The sequence below is a fragment of the Roseivirga thermotolerans genome, from assembly GCF_014653175.1.
Lineage (GTDB): Bacteria > Bacteroidota > Bacteroidia > Cytophagales > Cyclobacteriaceae > Roseivirga > Roseivirga thermotolerans.
Genome location: NZ_BNAG01000001.1, coordinates 1,201,316 through 1,224,723 on the forward strand (window position 1 = coordinate 1,201,316; position 23,408 = coordinate 1,224,723).

Genomic DNA, 23,408 nt, shown 5'->3' on the forward strand with positions numbered 1-23,408 from the left:
TATGAAGAAAGTTATTAGCTATATCCTCTTAGTTTTAGTTTCTACCATGCTACATGCACAGGAAAAGCTGAGTCTGCAGCAGGCAGTGAGCATTGGACTAGAAAAGAATCTTAACATTAAAATTTCGGAGAAGGCTGTGGAACAAACCACAAACGACTACGAGAAAAGTGTTGGTGCCTTTTTGCCACAAGTGAGCATTACTGCCGGCAAAAGCTTTTCGAACACCAATGTGAGACAGCAGTTTGTGAATGATGACTCCCCGAGAGAAATCAATGGGGCCAAATCGAATACACTAGATGTGAGTCCCAATTTGAGGTGGACTATTTTCAATGGCCTGGGGATGTTTCATACCCGAGACCGTATAGCCGAAACCATGGGCCTGGCCGAAGATGATCTGAAGATTCAGATTGAAAATACCATAGCGCAAATTTCTACGGCCTACTACCGCCTGGTACTAGAAAAAGAGAGACTTCGGGTATTGGAAGAGGCTTTAAAGCTTTCGGCCGACCGGGTAGAACTGGCCAAAACCCGATATGAAGTAGGAAAAACCTCTAAGCTGGACTATCTGCAGGCACAGGTAGACTATAATGCCGATCAGTCTAACGTACTCAACCAGAAAGAAGTGGTCTTTAATGCGCAGGTAGATCTGAATAGGCTAATGGGCACCGGACTGGATGCACAATACGAAACAGATGCTAACTTTTCAGCCAATGAAAGCCTGCAAATTGAGAGCCTGTTGGCAAGCGCACAACTCAATAACCCCGGTCTTTTGAGAGCTCAACGCAACCGGGAAATTGCCTATTTGCAGAGCAAAGAAATTGGAGCAGAAAGATTTCCTCAGTTATCCCTCAATTTCGGTTACAACTTTAACGACCGTAACTCCGATGCCGGTTTCCTCATTAGCAATACCTCAAAAGGGATTAATTATGGGATAACTGCCTCATGGAATATTCTGAACGGTTTCGATGTGAAGAGACGTATGCAGAATGCTCAAATTCAAATTGAAACCCGTGAGTTGGAAATTGAAAACATGAAGCTCCAATTAGAGTCGGATTTAAGAAAGGCCTTCATTAATTACCAAAACAGCATAGCCCTTAGGGCATTGGAAGAGCAGAACTTTTCCATTGCTGAGGAGAACTATGATATTGCTTTGGAACGATACAAACTGGGCAATGCTACACCGCTTGAAATTCGTGAAGCCCAGATTAACTTCGTTCAGGCCGAGTTGCGCAAAATCCAGGCTTCTTTTAGTGTAAAAGTACAGGAAATAGAACTTAACAGGCTGGCTGGTAACAACCTTCAATAGGGTATTCGTTTGAATTTCTGAGCCGTTCTCATTATCTTCTTTCAACCTGAAAATAAACCAATTGCGGTTTTTCGGGTTTTATTGAAGGACATGACGCTTTTCAGAATCAAGAATAGTTCATTGATATTCAGCTTGTTAGTTTCCTCTTTTTTGTTGGCCTGCTCGAATGGTCAAGGTGGCAAAGGGGGCCAGCAAGTGGCTAAAGAAGAGCCCGTTTTCTTTGATCTGGAGCAGATCAAACAGCGGGGTAGCCTCATTGCGGTAGTAGACAACAGCACAACCAGCTACTTTATATACAGGGGCCGCCCAATGGGCTATGAATATGAGCTACTAACACGTTTTGCTAAATCGCTTAAGGTAGAGCTTCAGATTGTACTTACTCCCAACCTGGAGAAGGCTTTTGAAATGTTGAACAATGGTGAAGCCGACCTGATGGCCTATCACCTGGCCATTACTCGTGAACGAGCAGAGCGAGTGGCCTTTACAGAGCCGCACAATACGGTAAGGCAAGTGTTGGTGCAAAAGAAACCGGACAACTGGCGCCAGTTAAAACAACATCAGATTGATGCCTCGCTTATTCGTAACCCCTTAGACTTGGCTGGAGAAACTGTGCATGTGAGAAAAGGGTCCTCATTTGCCGAGCGCCTTGAGAACCTTTCAGACGAAATAGGAGCAGATATTCATATAGTGGAAATTGAAGGCGATGTAGACACCGAGTCACTCATTAAGCAGGTGGCTACCGGAGAAATAGACTATACGGTGGCCGATGAGGATGTGGCTCTCATTAATGTGAGTTATAACCCGATTCTGGACGTTTCCACCGAACTGAGTTTTCCCCAACAGATTGCCTGGGCCTTGCGCAAAAACAGCCTGCAACTCAAAGAGGCTGCAGACCAATGGCTTCAGGCCATGAAGCGAGAGCCCGATTTTTACGTGATTTACGACAAGTATTTTAGAAGTAGCAAAAACCAGAGAATACGGGCTACCAGCGATTACTCTTCTATCAGCCAGGGTAAAATATCTCCTTACGATGAAATAATTATGGATGCCGCCAGCGGTTTAGGTATAGATTGGTTGCTTTTGGCCTCGGTAATATATCAGGAATCCAAGTTCAATCCCAGGGTAGAATCATGGGCTGGGGCTAAGGGGTTAATGCAACTTACCTCTCAGGTAATTGATGAGTATGAGGTTGAAGATGTGTACAATCCGGAAGAAAACATTGAAGCCGGAGTAAACCATTTGAAGTGGCTTATGACGTATTGGGAAAATGAGATCGAAGACGAAGAAGAGCGACTGCGCTTTAGCTTGGGAGCCTATAATGTAGGGCAGGGACACGTAAGAGATGCCATGAAGCTGGCCGAGAAATTTGGTGAAGACCCAACCAGTTGGGAGGTTGTAGCTAAGTATTTAATTAAGAAATCAACGTCTGAATATTATACCGACCCTGTGGTTCAGTTTGGCTATTGTCGTGGTTCGGAGCCTGTAAACTATGTAAAGCAAATTATGCATCGGTACACTCAGTACAGAGCCTTCTACTCTAACCAAGAGGCCGATAGTACACAGATAGTAGAGGCATCACTGATTCATTAGTTCATCCACCAGTTTTGCTGACGAAAGACAAAGAGGTATCCCCCCACCAGGGTGTACACTGCCTCCGCAAAAATAGAGATGCCTGATTTTGGAAGAAAAATTGGGGTGCCTTAGAAAAGCAGCAAACTTGTTGTTAGAGCTATTTCCGTAGAGAGCACCAGCTACGCTACTTGTTTTTAACTCAATAAGCCTGGGGTCTAACACCGACTCCTCTTCAATAAAAGATTCTATGTTGGTGCCGAGGTTTTCAGAAAGCTTATTAATGATAGCCTTTCGGGCATATTGTATCAGGTAGTCCCAATCTTGCCCCTGGTTGTTGGGTACATTAATCATGGTAAACCAATTCTGGCAACCGCTTGGAGCATCGGAAGGATTCATAACGGAAGTTATGTTCACATAAACAGTTGGGTCTTTAAAAAGGCTGCCTTTATCGAATATATGTTCGAATTCGCGCTTGTAGTCAGAAGTAAAGAAGATGTTGTGTAAGCCTAATTGAGGAAAGCTTTTTTTTATGCCCCAGTAGAAAATAAGGGCAGAGCTGGACTTGGGTTGGTTCAATAACTTTTTAGGTTGATGTTGATCTTTCAGCAATGTTCTATAAGCCGCAACCATATCCATATTACACACAATTCTGTCGGCCTTATGAAAGCCCATGTGGGTGTCTATTCCCTTAGCCGTGCCGTTGTGCACCACAATTTTTTGTACGGTTGTATTGAAGTAAAACCGAACGCCAACCTTTTCTGCTAATTCATACAAAGTCTGGGTAATGCTGTGCATACCCCCCTTGGGGAAATAGGCACCAATACCAAATTCCAGATGAGGAATGATGTTAAGTGTGGCTGGTGTTTGGTATGGGTCAGAACCATTGTATGTGGCATATCGGTTGAAAAGTTGTGTGGTTTTTTCGTTTTCGAACCGCTTGGAATTGGCTTCGTGCATGGTTCGGTTAAAATCGAACTTATGTAACCGGGAGTAGGCCGCAAAGGCCTTTGTACTCAACCATGTACCGGGCTTGTGAAGGCTTTTTTCTATAAAGAGTGGAGCCAATTGACTGTATAACCACTGGCTTTGGTTTAAGGCGGCTTCTACATTTTCTTTGGGCTCGGTAAGTTTTTCAAGAAACTCTTGTTTTAGCTTTTCTCTGTCGGCCCAGGCTGTAAGCTTGGTGCCATCCGGGAAGAAGTAGCGGCAAGTTTCATCCAGTTGCTCATAAACAAATGAGTCGGCCGGATTCATGCCACAAAGTTCAAAAAGCTCATCTACCAAAGCAGGAAGGGTAAACAGAGAGGGGCCGGCATCAAAGCGATAAGCTCCAAGCCGGATTTCGGAAAGCTTACCTCCCGGGTAGTTGTTGGCTTCGAATACAGAAACCGTATAACCTCTTTTGGCCAGGCGAATAGCAGCGGCAATACCGGCTATCCCTGAACCAATAACAATAGCAGTTTTGGCCATGGATTAGTAGTCTGAAAATTGGAGGTTGAGGCTTCCTAAAATCCGAACGAATTCAATTGAATCCAAAGGATAAAAACCAAAGAAGGGTTTTTTTGTTTACCAGAGGACTAATTCGCTCTTTAATTGAGGGCAAAATACTAAAATATTTTAAGCATAGCGGTCTACCCCAATTAGGGGAGATTGAATAGACATCTTTTTCTCTGTTATTTGTTCGGCCAAAAGGTGTCCGGTTACTGGGCCGAGGGTCCAGCCCAGCATGGCGTGGCCGGTGCCAATGTACAGGTTATTGGCTTTTTTGGTGCCTCCTATGTATGGCAATCCGTCAGGGGTGCAAGGGCGCAGCCCCGCCCAGGGTTTAACGGTGCTAAAGTCTACATCGCGGAAGTCGGGCATAAACTCTTTAATGCTCTTTACAATGCCGTTGATACGGTTTTGTCGAATGTCATGATTGTGACCGGAAAGTTCCATGGTTCCTGCAAAACGTAAGCCGTCCTGCATGGGCGTAGTAGCTAACCTGCCTTCTACTAAAATGGCCGGCAACGAAGTCATTTTGGGTGGATTGTTGAGCATAAAGCTATAGCCTTTTCCCGGCTGGAGAGGAATGTTCAACCCCACTTGCTTGGCCAGAAGGGGAGACCAGGAGCCGGCTGTTATCACCACATGATCGGCTTCAAAGCTGTTGTCTTGTGTAGTTACGCGGGTTATTCTTCCGTTGTCGCGCACCAACTTTGTTAGTGTTTGCCCATAATGAATTTTGACGCCTAGTGCTGCTACCTTTTGCTGAAACAACTTCATAAACTGATGTGGGGTCATCCAGGCATCGCAGGCAAAATAGACAGACCCATGCATGTCGTATTTCACGGCAGGTTCCAGGCGTTCCGTTTCCTCGCGTGTGAGTACTTCTGCTTCCAGTCCCATCTTCTGGGCCATTTCTACCAGTTCTACTTCATGCTTTAAGGTTTGCTCCGTTTTACAGATCATCAGCAAGCCGGGCTTTTTGTAGCCTGCATCAATTTGCTCTTCATGAATGATTTGCTCATAAAGCTGCTGTGATTTTACCATCAGGTCGCGCAGTACCGGAGCTGCCGCCTGAACTTTGCCATGGGTAGCTGCTTTCTTAAACAACCAGCCCCAGCGCAGCAGATCACTGTTAAGCCTGGGTTTAATATAAAATGGACTTTCCGGATTCAGCATCCAGCGCAGCCCCTGGCTAATGATACCGGGTGAAGCCAAAGGAATAAGATGGCTCGGAGAAACGTAGCCCGCGTTGCCAAATGAACAGTTATTATTGCCATCTCCGGCATCAATAATTTCTACCTGTAGCCCTCGCTTTTGTAGATAATACGCGGTGCTAAGCCCTACAATGCCTGCGCCTACTACTAAAACCCGTTGTGTACTCATTTATATTACGCTAAACCCATAAGCATAAGGGTCGGAGTCGTCAATCAATATGGTGTTGTAGCCGGTTATTTTGGCCCAGCCTTCAATACTTGGAATAATGGCTGGCCGATCGCCACACTGGGTTTGTTCTTCTACCCTACCCACAAACTGACTCCCGATTATGCTTTCATGAACGAATTTATCACCTTTTTTGAGTTTTCCATGGGCAGCTAGCTGCGCCATACGTGCAGAAGTGCCTGTGCCACAAGGCGAACGGTCTATGGCTTTTTCGCCATAGAAGACAGCATTGCGGGCGTCAGACCCGGGCTGCGTGGGTTGGCCGGTCCACATTACATGAGAAAGACCCTGAATTTTTTCATCGATGGGATGAATAAATTTGTGCTGTTCATTGAGTCTGGCTCGAATGGCTCGACTCCAACGCACAAGTTCGAGAGCCGAATAGTCAGCCAAATCGCTATAGTTTTCTTGTGTTTCTACAATGGCATAGAAGTTACCACCATAGGCCACGTCTACCTGTAGCCGACCCAACTGGGGGCAGTCAACCTCTATTTTGCTTTGGTGTAAATAGGAGGCAATGTTGGTGATTTTTACAGACTTAACTTCATAACCCTCCTGAACATATTCGGCCACTACCAGCCCCGCAGGTGTCTCTAAGCGCAATATGCCGGGTGTCTTTGGACTAACCAGCCCTTCTTCCAGCATTATGGTAACGGTGCCGATGGTACCATGCCCGCACATGGGTAGGCAACCACTGGTTTCGATATACAGCACACCGATATCGTTTTGTGGGTCGGAAGGTGGGTAAAGTATGGATCCGGACATCATGTCGTGCCCGCGAGGTTCAAACATGAGTCCTCTGCGAATCCAGTCATACTTCTCCATGAAGTGCAATCTTTTTTCGCGCATGGTTGCGCCTTCCAAGGGAGGCCCCCCACCGGCAACGAGTCTCACGGGGTTGCCACAGGTATGGGCATCGATACAAAAGAACCTCTTTTTCAAGGGCGTATGGTTAGTTTAAGTTATACTTTTTTGTCCGTCAGGTTCGATTTCAAAGTTTAGGATTGTCCCTTCAGAATGGTGGAGGTCAAAAGATAAAACTTTGATTTACCTCTGTTCTAACCCGATGTCATTCCGAACGGGTCTGCCCACAAGCAGGTTTGTTTCAGAATCGTAAGGAAATTGTAACCTAATACTGAGAAGACCCTGATCCCGAAGTTTCGGGACAAGGTGACGATCCTTACTTAGCTTCTCTTCTAAATATTGAGGTAATCTGGCAGAACCGGTCGGTTTTTCAAACCCTCATCAATAATTTGAAGCACTTTTTTTCTTTCCTCTCCATGTAGAGGGAGTCTGGGTGCTCTCACATTTTCTGTGCCTATGCCGGTCGCCACTTCGGCCAGTTTAATGTTTTGAACAAGTTTGGAATTAATGTCCAGTTCAAGAAGCGGTAAAAACCAGCGATATATGTCTCTGGCTTCCTTGATTTTCCCCGCTTTTTGCAATCGATATATGGCAACGGTTTCGGCAGGAAAGGCACATACCAGCCCCGCAACCCATCCATCGGCACCCATGAGCATGCTCTCCAAAGCCAGAGTGTCTACTCCTGAAAGTATTTTGAACCGGTCGCCAAAGCGGTTTCTCATTCGGGTAACGTTAGAGATGTCTCGGGTTGACTCTTTAACGGCCTGTATATTTTCACACTCCATTAGCGACTCGAACATATCCAGGGTTACCTCAATCTTATAGTCTACCGGATTGTTGTAGATCATTATGGGCAAGTCGGTGGATTGGGCCACTGCTTTAAAGTAAGTTACCGTTTCGTGATCATCGGCTTTGTAGCGCATAGGAGGCAACATCATCAAGCCATTGGCTCCATTGGCTTTGGCCTTTTCTGCTGCTTTTATGGCTCCTTTGGTAGTTTGCTCGGCAATATTCATTACTACCGGCACCTTACCTTTAGCCAGCTCTGCAGTGTACTTTACAAGTTCATCTTTCTCGTCTTCCATCAATGAGCTGGCCTCTCCAAGAGTGCCTCCAAGTATTATTCCGTCAACTCCTGCGCTTAGCTGGGCTTCGATGTTTTTAGCAAACATTTCATGATCAAGGTGGTCGTCTGCCGTAAATTTGGTGGTAACAGCCGGGTACACCCCTTCCCAATTCACTTTCATAGCTTAAATTTTTCTCAAAGCTAAGGTAGCTAATAGAGCTCTGCTTCTTAGAAATTGATCAATAATGATGAAATATTTGCATAATCATTGCTGCTTCGCTTCGCTCACTCGTTGTGGGATGAGTAAATCGAACTTAATTACTCCCTCATTCTCCATGTAATGCTCAAAATCGGCAATGTATATTCCTTCCTTAGAGGTAAAGAAGACCGAAGTGGTATACTGCTTGGGTACTTTATACTCACCAATCTTTTGTAGGTGCCTGTCGGCAATGATAAATGTTTTTCTTAAGTGGGATGCTCCCGATTGAATTTCCTCCTTACTCCTTGGAAGAAAAGTTTCGCGGATAAAGTACTCTTCCTTAGCATTTGGAAAGTAGAGTATTTTATAATACTTGGGGTTCATTTGGCTGATGTTACTCCTTTCTTCATAAGTAGACATGTCCATATAGTCGGAGAGGTTAGAAGAGTAGGGCTTAATGTTGTTGAAGTATTCTGAACCTAGAGTGAGCTTTTTATTCAACTGTCCATCTTGGGAGTAAGTGTATATATGAGGTTCTATTCCATAACTGATAATGAATTCCTTTCTTTTTTCAGCGTAGCAGCTGAAGGTATTGGTGGAGTAATTAATGCCCCAGCAGTGTGTTGCGTATGATTGAGGAGGGAAAATGAGGCCTGTTAAATTTTCAGTGGCCAGGTTGAACTCAAGTAGAACGGGTTTGTTGCCAAAGTTGGTGTCGGGTAATCCCTGAGCGTTTATGTAAATATTTTTCCCATGTCTATATAATCGGTTGTCGTTGGTTATCGCAATATTGAATGGACCATTGGAGCGGAAAAGGTCAGATTCACCAAAGTTGTAAGTTCTCAGTTTTTCACCCCTTCCATTAAATAGAAAGGCCCTGAGTTCCCAGCCGTTGTAGATAAATACCGAGTCCATGCCAATGGGTAGATGGGCAATAAGGTCTTTGCGATTCCCGATACCATCAGGTCCCTCACTTTGAAATGATACAACCTTAAACGACTTGCCGCTGTCAGCGTCATAGTAGTGTAGGTTACCAGTTAGTTGATTAAAAAAGGTGAAGAATGTTTTTCCTTTATACTCGAACTGGTTGAGGTTATTGTTAAATAGTCCTTGAGTGGAGTCAAGTCTTAAAAGGAGAGATTTCTCAACTACTAATGTGTCTCTATATTTTCGGGTAGAGTTGTTGGTCTCATGGTGACATGAATAGACAAGTGTAATCAAACAAATTAAAGAGTATGCTTGTGATTTCATTTTGCTAGAACGTGACCCTTATTCTATTTATGAGATATTTATATAAAATTTTCAGATTAGGCTGTAAGAAGTATAGATTTCGCCAATGAAAGTTCTTCCTTTCAAAATTCCGAAGGTTGAAAACAGCTCATTCCATTTGCAAATTGATGATGAGCCTTATTTCTACGACAAGCTCCATCAGCACCCGGAGTTGCAGCTAACATGGATTGTGAAGGGTGAAGGAACGCTTATTTATGGAGACTACCTGGGAGAATTCATGCCCAATGAGGTTTACTTAATTGGCAGTAATGTGCCCCATGTTTTCAGAAGCAAAGCGGAATATTACCAGCAAGCAGACAAACGGGTTTTGGCCAAAACTATCTTCTTTAAACCAGACCTTGTAAAGAAGGGACAGTCTGTTTTTCCTGAGTTGAGTCAGTTAGAGGGCTTGCTGTTGGCCGCGGATCGTGGCTTAAAGATAAACCCTACTGCCAGCCCAAAGCTGATTCACCAGATGAATGCAGTATTTGAGACCAACCCGCTTTCCAGACTTGGCCAAATTCTCTGCTTGGTTGATGAATTCGGAAGAACAGAGTCTCAGGTATTAAGCCAGTGGCCTCAAAAGCCTTTAAAAGAACAACATGGCCGAAGGTTAGACGATGTTTTTAAGTTCACCCTGGAAAACTATCACCGACCCATTCAATTAGAAGAAGTGGCCGAAGTGGTCCACATGAACAAGGCAGCCTTTTGCCGTTATTTTAAACAGCACACCCGAAAAACCTATCTCAACTTCCTCAATGAAATCAGGCTGCAGAAAGCCACTGAATTGCTCAAAAATTCTGAAATGCCTATCGCCCAAATTGCTTATGAAGTGGGTTTTAATAACCTTTCGAACTTTAACAGGACTTTTAAGTTAATGAAAGGGCGTACACCGGTAATGGAGCGTTCGAGATTTACAATTGCCTGACAATCGACTCAAAATCCAGGCTCTGCCAATGTTCCTCAAGACTCTCTTGCTCCATTACCTTATCCATAATCTTCTGTTGCTTCCGCCCAATTTCCAGGGCCTCGGAATAACGAAGATCACTGAAGGTTACCATTGAGTAGAGCGGAAGCCATTGATTAGGGTAGAGCTCATTCAGCCGTTTTTCAATCTTTTTTTGAAGAACGAATTTAGGGTCGGCTACCTTGTCGCGCATTTCTATAAAGTTGTATAGGGCCAAATCGGCTATGGCCTCAGCGTCCGGCTTGCGCATTTCCTGATACCGGCTAAGTACCTCGGCATTCAAGGTTCCTAGTTCTTCAAGCAGTTGGTTTAGCACATGACAGTCTTCAAACCCCGCATTCATGCCCTGTCCGTAAAACGGAACTATGGCGTGAGCGGCATCGCCAATAAGGGCACAGTTTTGTTTTACCCACGGATAGCACCGCATTGTAACCAAGCCCGAAGTTGGGTTGCTGAAGAAGTCTTCTACAAAGTCGGGCATTAAGGGTACAGCATCGGCAAATTCACGGTTAAAGAATGTCAGAACCTGGTCAGGGCTCTGCAAACTTGCAAAAGAGTTTTCTCCTTCAAAGGGAAGAAAAAGAGTTACCGTAAAGCTCTTGTCTAAATTAGGCAGGGCAATGAGCATAAACTTACCTCTTGGCCAAATGTGCAGGGCATGAGGGTCCATAGCAAACTCGCCCTTAGTGGTGGCCGGAATATGAAGTTCTTTGTAACCGGCCGTTATATAGTGCTGCTCATAGTTGAACCTATCGGTGCGCATAAACGAATTTCTCAAAGCGCTAAAGGCGCCATCGGCCCCAAACACAAAATCGGAGTTTACTTCAATACTTCCCTGGGGTGTAGTAAAGTAGGCCGTGGTTGTTTGATGATCTACCCGGGTACATCGGTGTTCAAAATGGAGGTAAACACCTGCTTTTTCGGCTTCATTAAGCAATAGTTCATTGAGTCCGCTGCGCGAAACGGAGTTGATAAACTGTCCTTCCTTTCCGTAGGGATGAAAGTCCAAATTGCCGGCCGTATCATGTATCATTCTACCGGGCATTGGTATGCATCGGGCTTTAATTTCGTCTTCCAGCCCCACGGCCTTCAGTGCTTTAAGTCCTCTATGGCTCAAGGCCAGGTTGATAGAACGACCGCCTTCCAATTGAGATTTCCGGAGGTCCGGGCGTCCTTCATAGGCATGAACATTATAGCCTCTTTTGGCTAGAAAGATGGAGAGCAATGTGCCAACAAGCCCGGCTCCAAGCACTGTTACTTTTTTACTCATAGGTTAAAAAATTTTGCCTAAACCTCCTTTGCTTACCACAACCGTAAAGCCTGCCTGCTGTAGGAGAGCAAAAGAGAGCTTCAGTGCTTCGCCCCCATAAGCGTAAGGATTGACTGAAGCATTAAAATCGTATGTCGTGGCAGAGCTACGCATCAGCATATTTCTTGATAGCTTCCTTCAATAGTCGGCCAAAATGATAAACGTCTTCAAACGAATTATACATAGGAGCTGGAGCAATACGAATAACATTGGGCTCTCGCCAGTCTCCTATTACACCTTCTTCTACCAGATAATCGAACATTAATTTACCATTTCTGTGGAAGTAAATGGAAAGCTGAGCTCCACGCTCCTGAGGGTTTCTGGGTGTAATTATCTCAAATAGCTTGTCTTCACCACTTAATTCATCGATGATGTACTCCAGAAACCCGGTGAGTTTAAGGCTCTTTTCGCGCAATGCCTCCATGCCCACTTGTTCAAAGAGTTGAAGCGAAGCCAGGTGAGCGGCAGTAGAAATTACGTTTACGTTGCTAAGCTGCCAGCCATCGGCCCCTGGCATGGGGTCAAAGCCTTTTTCCATAAGAAAGCGCTCTTGCTCGTTGTGCCCCCACCAACCGGCAAAGCGAGGCAAATCTTTATCGTAGGCAAAGCGCTCGTGAACAAATATTCCGCTTACATTGCCCGGCCCCGAATTAAGGTATTTATAAGAGCACCAGGTGGCAAAGTCTACGTCCCATTCATGCAAATGCAAGGGAACATTACCTGCCGCATGGGCCAAATCGAAGCCCACAAAGGCTCCCGCCTTATGGCCGGCTTTGGTAATGGCCGGCATATCGAATAGCTGACCGGTGTAGTATTGCAATCCGCCAAAAAGCACCAGGGCCAGCTCGTCTGCATTTTGCTCAATAGTAGAAATAATGTCTTCTGTTCTTAGGGTTTGCTCACCGGTTCGGGGAGCCACTTCTATAAGCGCTTCGGCCGGGTTTAATCCATGAAATTTGAGTTGCGACTCAAACATATACTGATCGGATGGAAAGGCACCTGCTTCGCAAATCACTTTGAAGCGCTTTTTTGTAGGTCTAAAGAAAGAAACCATTAACAGGTGAAGGTTTACAGAAAGGTTGTTCATGCATACCACCTCCAGGGGTTTAGCACCTACAATTTTAGCCAGAGCGGCTTTGCTTGCTTCATGAAACTTGAGCCAAGGTCTTTCTTTGGGTACAAAATGACCTTCGACTCCGTAGGTTTCCCATTTCTTCATTTCTGCTTCCACAAAAGTGCGGGCTTGCTTGGGTTGTAGCCCCAGCGAGTTGCCTGTAAAGTAATAAGCGTCTTTACCCTTTATTTGTGGAAAGTGAAATTCATTCCGCCACTCTCTAAGCGGGTCGTTCTTGTCTGCCTCTTGGGCAAACGCTAAGCTGTTTTCGTAGATCATCCGAATAGTTTCAGTTGATTATAACCAGGTATGGAGTTTTCGTGTTTAAGTAGCCATTCTTTTCGATGCAGGCCTCCGGCATATCCGGTCAGGCTGCCATCGGTGCCAATTATTCTATGGCAGGGTATAATTATGGCTATAGGGTTTTTCCCATTGGCCGAACCCACCGCTCGTATTTTTTTGAGGTCACCCATTTTTATGGCTTGTTTGGCGTAAGTGGAGGTTGAACCAAAGGGTACGCTGAGCAGATTGTCCCACACTTCTTTCTGAAAATCGGTGCCTTCCGGATCAAGCGGAACGTCAAAAGTTTTGCGTTTGCCCTCAAAGTATTCTTTGAGCTGAAATTTACAGGTACGAACTATGTTAGGAACCTTTCCATCGGTCGATCGTTCGGCCTCATCGGTAAACGACACCAGTTTAATGGCCGTTTCATCGCCCACTATTTTGAGCTTACCGATGGGGGTTTCCAGAAAAGATATGGCTGTGTGTTTCACTACTCAAATATTTCGCGTTTCAAATTGAGCCATTCCAGCGCGGCATTGCAATAAATATCTTCAACAATTTCCGGGGCCAGATTCATTTCCTCAATGTAGGCTCCTATTTCCAAATCGCCTAAGGGGAAGGGGTAGTCCGAACCTAACATAATGCGCTTAGACCCTTGCATTTTTAGTACATACTCGAGCAGGTCGGCATCGTGGGTAATAGAATCTATCCAGAATTTTCCTAAATACTCCCTGGGGTTTACGGGGTTGTCTATGGCCACAAGGTCCGGACGACAGTTAAACCCATGTTCAATTCGGCCCAAAGTAGGTAAAAACGACCCACCGGCATGCGAGAAGCAAATGCGCAAATCCGGGAGACGCTCCATTACTCCGCCAAATATTAGCGAGCAGGCTGCACGTGAAGTTTCGGCCGGCATTCCTACTAACCACGGAAGCCAGTAGCGTTCTATACTCGAGAAGCCCATCATGTTCCACGGGTGGATCATTATGCACATACCCAGCTCCTGGCAGGCTTGGAAAATGGGGAAAAACTTGGGCGAGCTTAGGTTTTTATCGTTGATATTGGATCCTATCTGGATGCCCGGCAAACCGAGTTCATTTTTACAACGCTCCAGCTCCTTTACCGCGAGGTCTTCATCTTGCATAGGCAGTGTAGCCAGGCCAACATAGTTTTTAGGGTACTTGCGGCATATTTCGGCCATGTGGTCGTTGAGAAAACGAGCCATTTCCCATCCATCTTCAGGCTTGGCATCATAACCAAACATTACAGGAATGGTTGAAACTACCTGCACTTGTGTATGGTGCCGGGCATATTCTTCAATTCGTAGTTCAGGGTCCCAGCAATTGGCTTGTATTTCTCTAAAGAATTTTGCTCCCTTCATCATCATAGCGGCCCCTTCTTTGTGGTGGTGCAGATGAATGAAATCACCATATCCGAACTTGTCTGCCCATTTTGGCAGGTGTTCCGGAATGATGTGGGTATGCATGTCGATTTTTAGCATAAGTTATCGGTTAATTAGTTATCAGTTAATCGGGAGCCCTGATTACTGATAACTGCTTTCTGAACACTATCCTACGAAACGTGGATCCGTTTCCATCACTTGCCCGCAATTTTTGCAGGTGCGCAGTTCTTCGGAGTTGTAGAATTCTTTAAATCTTGGAAGAAAGTCTTTCTCAATATTGGTAAGCGGAAAGTAGGTGTCATGAAGCTTGGTGTTGCAGTTGTCGCAGAACCACATCAGTCCATCGGTATGTTCGGGTTTTCTTACTCTTTCAATCACCAGACCTAAAGAGCCTTCTGAACGAATGGGGGAGTGAGGTACTTTGGGCGGGTGTAGGTACATGTCGCCTGGGCCAAGTGGAATGTCAACCGCTTTGCCATCTTCCTGAATACGTACCGTAATGTTGCCTTCCAGTTGGTAAAAAAGCTCTTCGGTTTCGTTGTAGTGGTAATCTTTTCGGGCATTTGGCCCGGCAACAATCATCACAATATAGTCGGTACCTTCCGGATAAAGGTTTTTGTTACCAACGGGTGGTTTCAGTTTGTCGCGGTTTTCTTCAATCCACCGCGTCAGGTTAAATGGTCTTCTTATTGACATAATTTCTCTCCATTTGATGTGTTCGAATTTACCCAAAAATCGGCTCATGCCTAAATTCGATTTTCATAACTTTGAATGAACCCCAATGTCTATGGATTTAAATTTAAAAGGAAAGTCGGCTTTGGTTTGCGGAAGTACGCAGGGCATAGGAAAAGCCATTGCAGAAGAACTGGCCAACTTAGGGTGCAGCGTTACACTTTGCGCCAGAAATAAGCAAAAACTAGAGGAGGTGAAACAAGGGTTGTTCAAAGCCTCTGGTCAAAAACATCAGATTCTTGTGGCCGATTTTGCTAGCCCAGCGGAACTGAAATCGACCATTGATAAGCATCTGGCCGAGGGCAATCAATATCATATTTTGATCAATAATACGGGTGGTCCACCTGCAGGTCAGGCCATAGATGCCGATGTGGAGGCTTTTAGAATTGCGTTCAACCAGCATTTGGTATGCAACCAGATCTTGGCTCAGGCTTGTGTGCCGGCTATGAAAGAAGCAGCTTACGGAAGAATCATCAATGTGATTTCCACTTCCGTGAAAATGCCCATCCCAGGCTTGGGGGTGTCAAACACCATTCGTGGAGCCGTGGCCAATTGGTCGAAGACTCTGGCGAATGAGCTGGGTCAATTTGGCATTACAGTCAATAACGTATTGCCTGGGGCAACTTCAACACAACGCCTTTCTTCAATCATTGAGAATAAGGCCAAAAAGACAGGCAGGGCTGTAGAAGATGTTGAAGCAGAAATGAAGTCGGAAATTCCGGCCAGGCGATTTGCCGAAGCTTCTGAAGTGGCCGCTGCGGCAGCTTTTTTGGCTTCTCCGGCAGCAGGTTATATCAATGGAATTAATGTGCCCGTAGATGGTGGTAGAACGGGTTGTTTGTAAAATGGAAAGGATACTCAATTATATCGGAGGCAAATTAGTAGAACCTCAGTCAGGGGGCTATTTAGATAATATTGAACCGGCCACAGGAAAGGTATATGGTGAAATTCCAGACTCAGATCATCAGGATATTGAGCTGGCTGTTCAGGCAGCCGAAGAAGCATTTCTTGCATGGTCAAAGACCTCCAGAGAAGAGCGTTCTCGTTGTATGCTTAGGATTGCAGACCTGATCGATGACAACCTGGAAATGCTGGCTATGGCCGAAGCCAAAGACAATGGGAAGCCGGTAAAGCTGGCCAGGTCAGTCGATATTCCTCGGGCTTCTGCAAATATGAGGTTCTTTGCCACGGCTATTCTACATGAGTCTACTGAGGCACACCAAACCGATGGTGAAGCTTTGAATGTGACCACCCGGAGCCCATTAGGGGTAGTAGCCTGTATTTCTCCATGGAACCTGCCACTCTATCTCTTTACCTGGAAAATTGCTCCTGCTCTTGCTTCGGGCAATACGGTGGTGGCTAAACCCTCAGAAATTACACCTATGACGGCCTTTATTTTTTCCAAACTTTGCAAAGAGGCCGGTCTGCCCGATGGAGTACTCAATATTGTTCATGGCTTAGGCGCCAAAGCGGGGCAGGCCTTGGTAGAGCAACCAGGAATAAAGGCCATTTCTTTTACGGGAGGAACACAAACCGGGAAAAAAATTGCAAGCACGGCTGCCTCTCAATTCAAAAAACTATCGCTGGAGTTGGGTGGGAAAAATCCCAACATAATCTTTGCCGATGCCGATTTTGAGAAAGCCCTGAAAACCTCTGTGCACTCCAGTTTCGCCAATCAAGGACAAATTTGCCTATGTGGATCAAGAATATTTATAGAACGATCCATTTATAACAAGTTTAAAGAGGCATTTGTGAGCAAGACCAAAGCGCTGCGAATAGGTTCGCCCTATGCCAGCGATACTCAGGTTGGTGCTTTGGTTTCTAAACAGCACATGGAAAAGGTGCTTTCATACATCGATCTGGCCACAAAAGAGGGGGGGGCTTTACTTGCCGGAGGTCAGCGAGTCGTGCTGGATGGGGAGTTTGCTGAGGGCTATTATGTACAACCAACGGTGTTTGAAGGTCTTTCACAAGAGTGCAGAACTAATAGCGAAGAGATTTTTGGTCCGGTAGTTACCCTGCAGCCTTTTGATACAGAAGAAGAGGTAATTGCTATGGCCAATGCAACTGACTATGGCCTTTCGGCTACAGTTTGGACAAGTCACTTAGACCGTGCCAACCGTGTGTCGGCTGCTCTTCATAGCGGCATAGTGTGGGTAAATTGCTGGCTATTTCGCGACTTGAGAACCCCTTTTGGTGGGGTAAAACATAGCGGTATGGGTAGAGAAGGTGGCTGGGATGCGTTAAATTTCTTCACGGAAAAGAAGAATATCTGCGTTAAACTTTAATTTTGTGACGTACAGCAAATTAAATGGTGTGAATTCAACCCTAAGTGTGGATTTCGATGTGAATAACTTTTTTGAATTATTGGTTTGTTAAATTTTATTTAATAAAAAATCCTACTAACTTTGACTTCACATGAGGAAGAAATTCCTCTCCTCCAAAGACAATTCGCGAAAGCAATTAAAGATAAGTCTGGGTGTAGGAATCGAAAGATTCACTATGAGTAGTTAGTTACCCAGGTGTTTAGGTGAAAGGGAGTCGCTCCAACGGGAGTGACTCTTTTATTTTAGCCCCTTGTCTTTAAGCCTTACTCTATGCCTGCCATGCCCGTGAATATTTAGCTTTTTTTTGCAACTTTTTGAAAATCAGCAAGTCTCTGATGTAATCTTTTAGGTACCAGGGTCGTCTTAGAAGACAGACACAGAAAGTCGCAACCAACTAAACTTAATTCAAATCGCCATGGTCAAAAACTATTTGAAAGTAGCATTGCGCTCATTGCTCAAAAACCAAATCTTTTCTTTAATCAATATTACAGGTCTTGCTCTGGGCATTGCCGCCAGTCTGCTCATTATGCAATACGTTAGTTATGAGCTGAGTTATGATAATTTCAATCAGAATGCGGATCGTATTTATCGGCTGAAAACCAACCGGTACGAAAAAGGAGTATTGAGCACAGAATGGGCTGCCGGTGTGGTTTCCATTGGGTATTTGCTCAATGAAAACCTGGCCGATGTAGAGGCTTATGCCCGACTAACCCAAACCAGCGGTGTGTTTTCCAGAGGAGACATAGAGTTTGCTGAGAGCAAGGTGTATTTCGCCAATCCATCAGTGTTCGATGTTTTCGATACTAAAATATTATATGGCGATAAGGAAACGGCTTTAGTTGATCCCTCTTCGGTAGCTATTTCAAAGACAACTGCACAAAAATACTTTGCCAAAGTAGATGTGGTGGGAGAAACCATGTATTTCAATAAGAACCGGCCCATTAAGATTACAGCAGTGTTTGAAGACGTGCCCCAAAACTCCCATTTCAAGTACGATATTTTGGCCTCATGGAGCACCATGGCACAAGGAGAGAGAGCTCAACAGGCCAACAGTGTCTGGTATTGGGATGGCTACTTTAATTATGTGATGCTCAAAGAAGGGGTTAATCCGGAAGAGTTTGCCGGCAAGGTCGATGACTTTGTAGAGGCTCAGTGGGGAGATGAAATGCGAGAGAATGAAACCTGGATGGACTTTGATCTTCAGCCATTAAGAGACATTCATCTCTACTCGAACTATATGATGGAAGCAGAGGTAAATGGCGATGGTGATGCGGTATATGCGCTTCTTGGCATTAGCTTCTTTATCATAATTATTGCATGGGTCAACTACATTAACCTGGCCACAGCCAAGTCCATGGAGAGGGCTAGAGAAGTAGGTCTGCGTAAAGTCTTAGGTTCGCTGCGAGGGCAGTTGATCAGGCAATTCCTTACCGAAAGCTTTTTAATTAATCTGCTGGCAGTAGTACTGGCCTTTGGTATTGTGGTTTTGGCTCTGCCTTCTTTTGCGCGTTTGGCAGACCAGCCCATAACCATGGAGCTTTTTATGCAGCAGGGCTTCTGGGTAGGCCTGGGGGCACTTTTTTTAGTTGGAACATTTCTTTCAGGGTTATATCCGGCTATGGTGCTATCGTCTTACAAACCCATTGATACCCTGAAAGGTGGTGCGGTGTCTGGCTCAAGGGGTGCTTGGCTAAGAAAGGGGCTGGTGGTTTTTCAATTCATGGCATCTGTGGGCTTGATTATCGGCACTTATACGGTTTATGAACAGATTTCATTTATGAGGAACCAAGAGCTTGGGGTAAACATAGACCGGACTTTGGTAATTGAGGGGCCAAGTGTCAGAGATTCCACTTATCAGGAAAAACTCACCGCTTTTGGCGATGTAATGGAAGCCAATGCGAACGTCAGGAAAGTGGTAGTAAGTACCGGTGTTCCAGGTAGATCGGTCGATTGGAATGCAGGAGGAATCAGAAGACAGGGAGAGCCGGACACCGAAGGTAAGCAATACAGGGTTTTGGGTATAGGTTATGATTTTGTGGAAACTTATGACCTGAAGTTGGTAGCTGGGAGAAGCTTTGATGAGAGCTTTGGCGATGAAGGCTCCAAAATTCTTTTCTCTCGGTCGGCTGTAAGGCAGCTTGGTTTCGATAATATTGAAGATGCACTGAATGTGGATATATACTTTTGGGGGCAGAACTATACCATAATAGGGGTTCTGGAAGATTATCATCATACTTCGCTCAAGGAAAATTATGATCAACTGATTTTTAGGCTTATTCCCGATGCCAGCAACTACTATTCGATAAAGTATGAAGCGGCCAATACTCAGGAAGTCATTCGACTGGCGGAGGAAAATTGGGCCAGGTTCTTTCCGGGAAACCCATTTGAATACTTCTTCCTGGATGATCGATTCAATGAACAGTACAAGGCCGATCAGCAATTTGGTAGTGTATTCACCATTTTCTCAGGCTTAGCCATTTTCGTAGCCTGCTTAGGATTATTTGGATTGGCTGCCTTTATGACTGCCAAGCGAACCAAGGAAATTGGCATTCGAAAAGTGCTAGGAGCTTCCATTTCAAGTATTCTGCAATTGCTTTCTACGGACTTTATGAAGTTAATTTTAGTGTCGGTGGTTCTGGCAATTCCTGTAGCCTATTATGGCATGGAGCAATGGCTCAACGGCTTTGCCTTTAGAATAGACCTCTACTGGTACATTTTTGCCTTGCCGGCCGTGCTGGTTTTGACTATTGCCTTGTTAACGGTAAGCTTCCAGACTTTCCGGGCGGCTAAGTCTAATCCTGTGGAGAGTTTGAGGTATGAGTAGATGTATTTAAAGGTATTTTTTGACTAGTCACCTATCCAAAAAATACCTTTAACATCAATTGCCTCGAAATACCCGGTTTCGATATTTGCCCATCCCAACAAACCGAGTTGTGTTTTGATGAGATAATAGAATTCACTCAAGTTATCTTTTTTATAGGCTAACACCACCTCTATTTTATAGTTTGGAGGCAATGATGCGATCTCTGTGTTCATTTGTCTATCCGTATATAGTTTGATGCTCCTTAGGGTTTCGGTTTGTAAGCCTAGATGATAAAATTCAGGTTCTATTTCGACTGTTTTGTAGTTCTCTAGGAGAACAAACTTTTTTCTTATAGTGAAGGGAGCGTTGTAGCGTCCTACTGTATAGAATTTGTCATTTTGAGGCATAAATAACTCTGTGCCTCCCATGAAATTTCTGCCAATCGAGTCATTTTCTGAATCAAAAACATAAAAATGAGGGTCGCAACTTGGTCCCCAGGAAAAAAGTAGGGCTAATTCCTTGTTTGGATTTTCGGGTGGGTTAAAATAGAGCACGAGAATGTCAGTATCTCTCAATTCATCCCTCAACGGGTTATGAGTTTCTAGATATTGAACCTCTTTGTTGACTATTCGAACTTTATTGGGGTCGAAGTGGATTTTAGGCTCAGATTTCACCCCTTCTATTTTACAGGCATCAGCGTTGCCTAATTCCAAGCTTGTGAGGTATGAGAATGCTTCTTGGCCCATCAAGGTGAAGGAGCAGATTCCAAAAATGATTATGAAAACTGAGCGCATGATTAATTCAATCTAGTGATTTGATGTATGCTTCTCAAAATTACTTTCGTACTTCTCACTTTCTGTTCTCATCAACTTGTCCCAAAAGGTAAAGTATAGGCCAAAATTGTATTTGTATTGAGTGTGATGAAGGCTGTGATGCGTGGCACCAATAAACCATTTCCCTAGCCAATGTTTATGAAAGCCTTTCGGGTAAATCTCCACATTGGAATGATTGATAGCACTAGTGATGGTCATAAAAGTGAGTAAAGCCACAATGGTCCAATAATGCATTGGGAGAAAGAACACGATCATAGGAATGATCAAAGACTGAAGCAATCCCTCTCCCGGGTGGAATGAAAAGCAGGTCCAGGGGGAGGTGATATGACTGTCATGATGCGTCTTATGAATTAGTCTGTAAACCCTTGGTTTGTGCATCCATCGATGAAACCAGTAGTAATAGGTTTCATGAATGAAGGCGGCAATCAAAAAGCTCGTAGGAACCCACCACCAGCCGAACCGATCGATCTCTTCATAAATGGCAGTATACCCCAATTGCCACATCACCACCATGCCTGCGCCCGCCAAGGCAAAAAGCATAGAAGTAAAAGTTGACCAGAATATTTCCTTTCGAAACTGCTTTTTAGATGTGCCCGAGCTGAATATTTTTCTGCTTCGGGTCGATTTTGGGTCAATTACATAAAACACCAGATAGAAGATGCCTGCTACAAATGAGTAGCGAAAGACCACCACCAGAAACATAAGTCCTGTAAGAATAAGGAAGTTTTCAGGTTGGGTAAAATCGTGGTCACTCATTTAGATTATTTATACTTGAACTGGCTTCGAAGGACTTTTTCGAGCTCTGCTTTTTCAAACTTATTGAGTAACGGAATTCGTAAAACTTTACCCGTTTTTAATGTACAGATTAGCACTTCTCCTCTACGTAGACCATTATTTAGACAAACAATTCCCAAAGCAAGTGGAATAATTGGTACCACAAATTGCTCAATATATATGATGTCATCAGTGTTAATAAGAAAGTCTATTAACCTAATAATATAATAGCTTGCGAACGCTATCAGACCAAGCCCCATACTTAACAGAACCATCCAGTTCTTGACCTGGGGCCCTCTTGTAATGTACACTTTTACTAAGTCAGTCTTAAGTAATGTTTTATAGTCAAAGCCGTTTCGGAGTAAGTGAATACCATCATTCTCAATATGGAAATTCTTGTGTGTAAAGAGGGGTGTGCTCATGGTATTCTATCGAGAGAAATGAATGGAACATTAACCTATTTGATGTCGTTAGAAGATTGCTAATTTAATCAAGTAATGAAAGGAAAATTTGATGCTTTAGTGAGTCAGGATCAGCCGGTGTTGGTTGATTTTTATGCCGATTGGTGTGGCCCTTGCCAAATGATGGCACCTGTGTTGAAGGAAGTGGCACAGGAAATGGGCGACAGGCTTAAGGTCATTAAGATTGATGTAGATAAGAACCAGCCGATAGCTCAAAGATTTGGCGTTCGGAGCATTCCAATGCTTATTCTGTTCAAAAGCGGAGAGATACAATGGAAGAAGGCAGGGGCCATAACCAAACGAGAACTTACTCAACTACTCAGTCAGGTGTAATTAGAGCCTGTCATCCCAAAAGAAATTTTCCAGAGAGGCAATGCTCACATTCTTAAATGCAGGGTGCTTTGTATTGATCACATAGTTGAACTCAGAAGGTATCAGTACCGATGGAACCTTTAGCAAGAGTTGCTTACTTTCTTCATACCATTGAGAGCCTATTCTCTGCAACTGCGGATATGCCTTTACCGATTTCCAGTTTTTGGGGAGTTCTTCATCGGTTATTTCTTCAATCTTTGTTTCTGGGATTTCGATAACCATGGTTCTATAATTTCCGGCAGGAACCACTCCATTGGTATGGGCCAGTAGTTCCAGGGCACACAAGGCTCTGGATTCAGCAGCGTAAATCACATGCTGGCCATCTTTGTTCCACCGGTTCATTCGTCCCGATGCCACTAGCTCAAGGGAATATTCCTCCCTACAGATTCTGAAAACCCTCATTTAAATAGTGTCTCCTGATTCTATAGAGCACAGCTTATGATCTAAAAACTGTATGCCCGATATAGTTTTGAGAAATTGAAATGGCGGCAGGTTGTCAAAAAAGTAATTGGGCTTCTCTAGCCATTCGGTGAGTTTCTCTTTGCTGCCAAACACCTTAACTCCATGCTTCAGAACCGATAACATGGCCAATGTATGCTCTTGCTGTATGGGCTTTAACTCAACGGTTTTGTCTCGGTAGCTTCTATAGGTTTTTACGTTGATGTTCAGGCACTCGGAAATAATTTCATCATTGAGAGTGGTGAACTCTTTAATGAATGGCACATAGTTGGAGCTTATGGTATGGCCTATCAAATAGGCCACAAACGCCTCATCTACGACTGAATCTGGAAATTCGGGTATGGTGTATTCTTTGCCCATACCCTAAGG

The 23,408-nt window shown here is 44.4% G+C and carries 22 protein-coding genes; 7 read left to right on the forward strand and 15 right to left on the reverse strand.

What is annotated here, in order from left to right; genetic code table 11:
* Position 1: 1 nt before the first annotated feature.
* Together IE164_RS05175 and IE164_RS05180 are read left to right on the forward strand one after the other, a co-directional pair.
* Positions 2 to 1,306 carry a TolC family protein gene (locus IE164_RS05175; protein ID WP_189629110.1) on the forward strand — a complete coding sequence of 435 codons (1,305 nt, stop codon included), beginning with the start codon at positions 2 to 4 and terminating at the stop codon, positions 1,304 to 1,306.
* 195 nt (positions 1,307 to 1,501) lie between these two features.
* Positions 1,502 to 2,896 (forward strand): MltF family protein, encoded by a 1,395-nt coding sequence (locus IE164_RS05180; RefSeq protein WP_189629111.1) that lies wholly within the window; start codon positions 1,502 to 1,504, stop codon positions 2,894 to 2,896.
* Here the strand turns inward: IE164_RS05180 and crtD are convergent.
* The 5 genes from crtD to IE164_RS05205 form a co-directional block, all read right to left on the reverse strand.
* A complete protein-coding gene (gene crtD, locus IE164_RS05185) occupies positions 2,882 to 4,348 on the reverse strand; it encodes a 1-hydroxycarotenoid 3,4-desaturase CrtD (protein WP_189629112.1) in 1,467 nt (488 codons plus the stop codon). The two genes, IE164_RS05180 and crtD, sit on opposite strands and share 15 nt — an antisense overlap.
* A 147-nt stretch (positions 4,349 to 4,495) precedes the next feature.
* Positions 4,496 to 5,749 (reverse strand): NAD(P)/FAD-dependent oxidoreductase, encoded by a 1,254-nt coding sequence (locus IE164_RS05190; RefSeq protein ID WP_189629113.1) that lies wholly within the window; start codon positions 5,747 to 5,749, stop codon positions 4,496 to 4,498.
* Positions 5,750 to 6,748 carry a 4-hydroxyproline epimerase gene (locus IE164_RS05195; protein ID WP_189629114.1) on the reverse strand — a complete coding sequence of 333 codons (999 nt, stop codon included), beginning with the start codon at positions 6,746 to 6,748 and terminating at the stop codon, positions 5,750 to 5,752.
* A 254-nt stretch (positions 6,749 to 7,002) separates the two neighbouring features.
* On the reverse strand, positions 7,003 to 7,917 hold the full coding sequence (locus tag IE164_RS05200) for a dihydrodipicolinate synthase family protein (protein ID WP_189629115.1): 915 nt from the start codon (positions 7,915 to 7,917) through the stop codon (positions 7,003 to 7,005).
* 84 nt (positions 7,918 to 8,001) lie between these two features.
* Positions 8,002 to 9,156 carry a DUF4221 family protein gene (locus IE164_RS05205; protein ID WP_189629116.1) on the reverse strand — a complete coding sequence of 385 codons (1,155 nt, stop codon included), beginning with the start codon at positions 9,154 to 9,156 and terminating at the stop codon, positions 8,002 to 8,004.
* A gap of 115 nt (positions 9,157 to 9,271) precedes the next feature.
* On the opposite strand from IE164_RS05205, the gene IE164_RS05210 reads away from it, so the two are divergent.
* The gene (locus IE164_RS05210) at positions 9,272 to 10,132 is read left to right on the forward strand and encodes an AraC family transcriptional regulator (RefSeq protein ID WP_189629117.1); all 861 of its coding nucleotides are present in this window, start codon (positions 9,272 to 9,274) and stop codon (positions 10,130 to 10,132) included.
* Here IE164_RS05210 and IE164_RS05215 read toward each other — a convergent pair.
* The 6 genes from IE164_RS05215 to IE164_RS05240 all read right to left on the reverse strand — a co-directional run bounded on the left by IE164_RS05215 (position 10,119) and on the right by IE164_RS05240 (position 14,974).
* On the reverse strand, positions 10,119 to 11,441 hold the full coding sequence (locus tag IE164_RS05215) for an FAD-dependent oxidoreductase (protein WP_189629118.1): 1,323 nt from the start codon (positions 11,439 to 11,441) through the stop codon (positions 10,119 to 10,121). The genes IE164_RS05210 and IE164_RS05215 overlap by 14 nt on opposite strands.
* A gap of 3 nt (positions 11,442 to 11,444) precedes the next feature.
* On the reverse strand, positions 11,445 to 11,594 hold the full coding sequence (locus IE164_RS05220) for a hypothetical protein (RefSeq protein WP_189629119.1): 150 nt from the start codon (positions 11,592 to 11,594) through the stop codon (positions 11,445 to 11,447).
* Positions 11,587 to 12,873 (reverse strand): kynureninase, encoded by a 1,287-nt coding sequence (kynU, locus tag IE164_RS05225; RefSeq protein WP_189629120.1) that lies wholly within the window; start codon positions 12,871 to 12,873, stop codon positions 11,587 to 11,589. Before kynU ends, IE164_RS05220 begins: the two co-directional genes overlap by 8 nt.
* Positions 12,870 to 13,367 carry a methylated-DNA--[protein]-cysteine S-methyltransferase gene (locus tag IE164_RS05230; RefSeq protein WP_189629121.1) on the reverse strand — a complete coding sequence of 166 codons (498 nt, stop codon included), beginning with the start codon at positions 13,365 to 13,367 and terminating at the stop codon, positions 12,870 to 12,872. Before IE164_RS05230 ends, kynU begins: the two co-directional genes overlap by 4 nt.
* Positions 13,367 to 14,377 carry an amidohydrolase family protein gene (locus tag IE164_RS05235; RefSeq protein WP_189629122.1) on the reverse strand — a complete coding sequence of 337 codons (1,011 nt, stop codon included), beginning with the start codon at positions 14,375 to 14,377 and terminating at the stop codon, positions 13,367 to 13,369. Before IE164_RS05235 ends, IE164_RS05230 begins: the two co-directional genes overlap by 1 nt.
* Before the next feature lie 66 nt (positions 14,378 to 14,443).
* On the reverse strand, positions 14,444 to 14,974 hold the full coding sequence (locus IE164_RS05240) for a 3-hydroxyanthranilate 3,4-dioxygenase (protein ID WP_189629295.1): 531 nt from the start codon (positions 14,972 to 14,974) through the stop codon (positions 14,444 to 14,446).
* Between the two features lie 91 nt (positions 14,975 to 15,065).
* On the opposite strand from IE164_RS05240, the gene IE164_RS05245 reads away from it, so the two are divergent.
* The 3 genes from IE164_RS05245 (at position 15,066) to IE164_RS05255 (ending at position 20,161) form a co-directional block, all read left to right on the forward strand.
* Entirely contained in the window at positions 15,066 to 15,854 is a 789-nt protein-coding gene (locus IE164_RS05245; RefSeq protein ID WP_189629123.1) for an SDR family oxidoreductase, read from the forward strand.
* 1 nt (position 15,855) lies between these two features.
* Positions 15,856 to 17,298, forward strand: a complete 1,443-nt coding sequence (locus tag IE164_RS05250; RefSeq protein WP_189629124.1) for an aldehyde dehydrogenase — start codon at positions 15,856 to 15,858, stop codon at positions 17,296 to 17,298.
* Between the two features lie 454 nt (positions 17,299 to 17,752).
* Positions 17,753 to 20,161 (forward strand): ABC transporter permease, encoded by a 2,409-nt coding sequence (locus IE164_RS05255; RefSeq protein WP_189629125.1) that lies wholly within the window; start codon positions 17,753 to 17,755, stop codon positions 20,159 to 20,161.
* A 23-nt stretch (positions 20,162 to 20,184) separates the two neighbouring features.
* Here the strand turns inward: IE164_RS05255 and IE164_RS05260 are convergent, their stop codons facing one another.
* Together IE164_RS05260 and IE164_RS05265 are read right to left on the reverse strand one after the other, a co-directional pair.
* Complete coding sequence (locus IE164_RS05260; protein WP_189629126.1) at positions 20,185 to 20,934, reverse strand: hypothetical protein; 750 nt, start codon at positions 20,932 to 20,934, stop codon at positions 20,185 to 20,187.
* A 12-nt stretch (positions 20,935 to 20,946) separates the two neighbouring features.
* Complete coding sequence (locus IE164_RS05265) at positions 20,947 to 21,729, reverse strand: sterol desaturase family protein (RefSeq protein ID WP_229838528.1); 783 nt, start codon at positions 21,727 to 21,729, stop codon at positions 20,947 to 20,949.
* Between the two features lie 515 nt (positions 21,730 to 22,244).
* Between IE164_RS05265 and trxA the strand changes: the two genes are divergently transcribed.
* Positions 22,245 to 22,541, forward strand: coding sequence for a thioredoxin (trxA, locus tag IE164_RS05270; protein ID WP_189629127.1), 297 nt, complete (start codon positions 22,245 to 22,247; stop codon positions 22,539 to 22,541).
* On the opposite strand, the gene IE164_RS05275 is transcribed toward trxA, so the two are convergent.
* Together IE164_RS05275 and IE164_RS05280 are read right to left on the reverse strand one after the other, a co-directional pair.
* Positions 22,542 to 22,982, reverse strand: coding sequence for an RES family NAD+ phosphorylase (locus IE164_RS05275; RefSeq protein WP_189629128.1), 441 nt, complete (start codon positions 22,980 to 22,982; stop codon positions 22,542 to 22,544).
* Positions 22,983 to 23,399: an antitoxin Xre/MbcA/ParS toxin-binding domain-containing protein gene (locus tag IE164_RS05280; protein ID WP_189629129.1), complete on the reverse strand. Its 417-nt coding sequence runs from the start codon at positions 23,397 to 23,399 to the stop codon at positions 22,983 to 22,985.
* Positions 23,400 to 23,408: the final 9 nt, after the last annotated feature.